Annotated in this window: 3 protein-coding genes; all 3 read right to left on the bottom strand. The window is 37.8% G+C overall.

The window, feature by feature from the left end:
• Nucleotides 1-209 precede the first annotated feature (209 nt).
• A complete protein-coding gene (locus COU51_02540; GenBank protein PIR66693.1) occupies nt 210-2462 on the bottom strand; it encodes a polyribonucleotide nucleotidyltransferase in 2253 nt (750 codons plus the stop codon).
• 106 nt (nt 2463-2568) lie between these two features.
• Entirely contained in the window at nt 2569-3165 is a 597-nt protein-coding gene (locus COU51_02535; GenBank protein ID PIR66692.1) for a hypothetical protein, read from the bottom strand.
• Nucleotides 3166-3219: 54 nt separating this feature from the next.
• Nucleotides 3220-3483: a 30S ribosomal protein S15 gene (locus COU51_02530; protein ID PIR66691.1), complete on the bottom strand. Its 264-nt coding sequence runs from the start codon at nt 3481-3483 to the stop codon at nt 3220-3222.
• Nucleotides 3484-3663 lie beyond the last annotated feature (180 nt).

Raw genomic sequence — 3663 nt, 5'->3', positions numbered from 1 at the left:
TTAAAATGTTGTTTTATCCACCTTTGGTCAGTAGTTATCCACAATTTCTGTGGATAACTTGTTAAAAGTCAAGACAAGTGTTGACTTTTGGTGATAAATTAATATTTTAATTATAAATTATGCTATGAAATAGTTATATAATAATAGAAGAAAGCCCCGAATATTCGGGGCTTTCTTGAGGTACACACGCTTGTTATAAGTTTGAGAAATTATCTTCGTCCATCTCGACGCGGTTTTCTGTCGCGTCTGTCGTCTCTGCGTGGAGGGCGACTTTCAAAATCACCACCATTGTCACTTTCTGGTTTTTGTTCCGCTTGTGGTTCGCCTAATTTTTCTCGTGCTTTTTTAAGAGATAGATTTACTCTGCCCTGATCGTCAATTTCGGTAACTATCACAGGGATTTCGTCACCAAGCTTTATGACATCTTCTACTTTTTCAACTCTAAATGGAGCAAGTTCAGAGACGTGAACCATTCCATCTTTACCCGGAAGTATTTCTACGAATGCGCCAAAATTCATAAGGCGGACAACTTTTCCGCGATAAATTTTCCCAACCTCTGGTTCTTCGATGATAGCATTTATCATTTCCTTGGCTTTATCCATACCTTCTGCTGAAACAGAAGTTATAAATACGCTTCCATCCTGTTCAATATCAATCTGAACTCCGGTTTTATCAATTATGTCATTAATAATTTTTCCGCCCGAACCAATGACTTTGCGTATTTTATCAGGGTTGATATGAATGGTCTCGATTCTTGGGGCATAAGGAGACAAATCTTTTCTTGGTTCTGGGATTGCTTTTTCCATTACATTCAAAATTTCTAATCTAGCTTCTTTTGCTTGGAATAAAGTTTTTTCTACAACCTCTTTTGTGATACCTGCTGTTTTCGTATCCATTTGTATTGCGGTGATTCCATCACGAGTTCCTGCAATTTTAAAATCCATTCCGCCTTTATTATCTTCCATATCTTGGAGGTCGGTAATGACTGTAAAGTTTTTCATTTCTTCGTCAGAAGCAAGACCCATTGCAATGCCGGCAACTGGTTTTTTAATTGGTACGCCAGCATCCATTAATGCCAAAGTAGATCCACAAGTTGAACCCATTGAACTAGAACCATTTGAGCCCATTACTTCTGAAACAACTCGGATTGTATATGGAAAATCTTCTTTGGAAGGGATAACAGGAATTAATGCTTTTTCTGCCAAAGCTCCATGACCAATATCTCGTCTAGATGGACCCCTCATTGGCTTGGTATCTCCGACAGAATAAGGAGGAAAATTGTAGTGGTGCATAAAGCGTTTTTTTGTATCCGCTTCTTCCATAGTATCCAAAATTTGTTCATCACCCGGAGAGCCGAGTGTAACAATGGAAAGAACCTGAGTTTCTCCGCGAGAAAAAAGTCCGGAACCATGAACACGAGGAAGATAGCTAACTTCTGAAAAGAGCGGACGTATTTCTGTAATAGCTCGTCCGTCAACGCGTTTTCCTTCTTTTAGAATTGCTTCTGACACGCGCGTTTCAACAATGTCATCAAAAACGCCCAGTGCCCATTTTCGTTTGTCGCGTCCGATTTGTTCGCTTTTTAAATATTCTACCAATCGATCTTTCAAATCTTCTTTTGCTTGTTTACGAGATGATTTGCTTCCTTTTGGAAGTTTGCTAAAAAGATATTCATCTAAATGTTCAGCTAAAAAAGTTTTTGTTTTTTGTATAATTTCTTGTTTTTCAACTAGTGTTTCCGGATCTTCTTCCGAAAGCCCATCAATTGATAACTTTTCTTTGCCAACTTTTTTTACGATTTCTTCTATAAGCTTCATCACAGGTGTTAGCTGTTTTTGTCCAAAAAGTATAGCGTCGTTTATAGTTTTTTCATCTATTTCTTTTGCTCCGGCTTCGAGCATTAATATTTTATCAGGAGTTCCTGAAATAGTAACATCAAGTGTGCTTTCTACTTGTTCGTCGTAGCTTGGGTTAAGTATCCATTTACCATCTACCTGCCCAACGCGAACTCCACCAATCGGGCCATCCCATGGAATATTGGATGTAGCTAAAGCGATAGAAGCACCAACGATTGCCGGAACATCCGGATCATTTTCTCCGTCCATAGACAAAACCGTACAAACAAGCTGTACATCATTACGCATCTTTTTATTAAATAACGGGCGAATTCCCCGGTCAACTACGCGCGCTGAAAGAACGGCTTCATCAGTCGCTCTGCCTTCGCGTTTAATAAAACGTGAACCCTTTATTTTTCCTGCCGCATAAAGTTTTTCTTCAAACTCTACGGTAAGAGGGAAAAAATCAACATCTCTTGGCGCGCCGAGTACGACGGTTGAGAGTACTGTTGTTTCTCCGTAAGTTACAACACAGCTTCCGTCGGCTTGTTTTGCTATTCTGCCGAGTTCCACTTTGAGAGGTCTGCCTCCCCATTCTATTTCAAAATTATGTATATCTTTAGACATATATAATAATAGGTAGGTTTTGGCAGTAAAACTACAGAGCTTGACACAATATCAAGATCTTTGTGTTTTATTGTCAAAACCAATTAATTTATTAATTGTTAATTAGCTATTTTATAGACGACAATCCAATCCTTGGTCTCCCTTTTCGCGTTTTGTTGATTTGTTTGTGCTGTCTTTCTATTTTTATTGGAGCTGTTTCTCTCAGACGCATTAAATATTTTTCTTTATTTGCTGAAAGATCAATAAAATCATCTACCACTTCAAGTAATTTTGTTGAAGTGGTTTCTTTGAAGGCTATTATTTCTACATGGACGCCTTTTGAAAAGCGTAAATATTGAACCAATGGAATAAAGTCGCCATCTCCGCTTACTATAACGATAGAATCAACTTTTTCTCCAAGAACAATGGCATCAATTGCGAGACCCACATCCCAGTCTGCCTTGGTTGCTCCACCAAAAAATATTTGGAGTTCTTTTTCTTTTGTTTCAATACCGACTTTTTCAAGCGCATCAAAGAAAGGGCGTTCTTCGCCGGTTTTTGTTTTTACAACATAAGCAATAGCGCGGGTTAATTGTCGTCCGGCTATGGCATCTTCCAAGATACTTTTGAAATCTACTTTTTTATTATATAAGTTACGTGCTGAGTAATATAAATTTTGAGTATCAATTAATACTGCTACACGCTGTGAAGGGTGTTTTATCATAAAGATAGGTATAGCGTTTAGCGATTGTTAAATATAAATCGCTATGCGATAGAGTTATTTTATTTTCAACGCTTCTTTAAGATCGTCTGCGGCTTTTTTATCTTCGCGTGAAAGATAGCGCACTAATTTGTGGCGTTCGTTCACTTTGCGAATAAGGCCTCGTCTTGAAGAATTGTCTTTTTTGTGAGTTTGTAAATGGTTACTAAGTTCTTTTATTTCCTCTGTGAGAATGGCTATCTGCACTTGGGCAGAGCCGGTATCTGACCCATGGGTCTGATATTTTTTTATTATCTTATTTTTTGCCTTTTTGTCTAACATAAAGTTTTCGTATCCCCGAGTATAACGGTGACAAGCCACGTTAAACCCAGAAGAACGTTATTGTTTAAAATTTTATAAAAGCTTTGAGATTCTTAATAATAGAATTGTAACATAAATCGTGATTCTTGTCAACCGATTGTACAGTTAACCTTCAAGGGTTACACTTTTTAGGGTTAATGA

The organism is Parcubacteria group bacterium CG10_big_fil_rev_8_21_14_0_10_36_14 (genome assembly GCA_002772895.1).
In the GTDB taxonomy this organism is placed as follows: Bacteria; Patescibacteriota; Patescibacteriia.
The sequence above is the reverse complement of the archived record's forward strand: the minus strand, read 5'-3'. Positions and strand labels throughout refer to the sequence as shown.

Bases quoted from the DNA above. Each gene is read 5' to 3' on its own strand.
- COU51_02540 (PIR66693.1), bottom strand. From the start codon at position 2,462: ATGTCTAAAGATATACATAATTTTGAAATAGAATGGGGAGGCAGACCT.
- COU51_02535 (PIR66692.1), bottom strand. From the start codon at position 3,165: ATGATAAAACACCCTTCACAGCGTGTAGCAGTATTAATTGATACTCAA.
- COU51_02530 (PIR66691.1), bottom strand. From the start codon at position 3,483: ATGTTAGACAAAAAGGCAAAAAATAAGATAATAAAAAAATATCAGACC.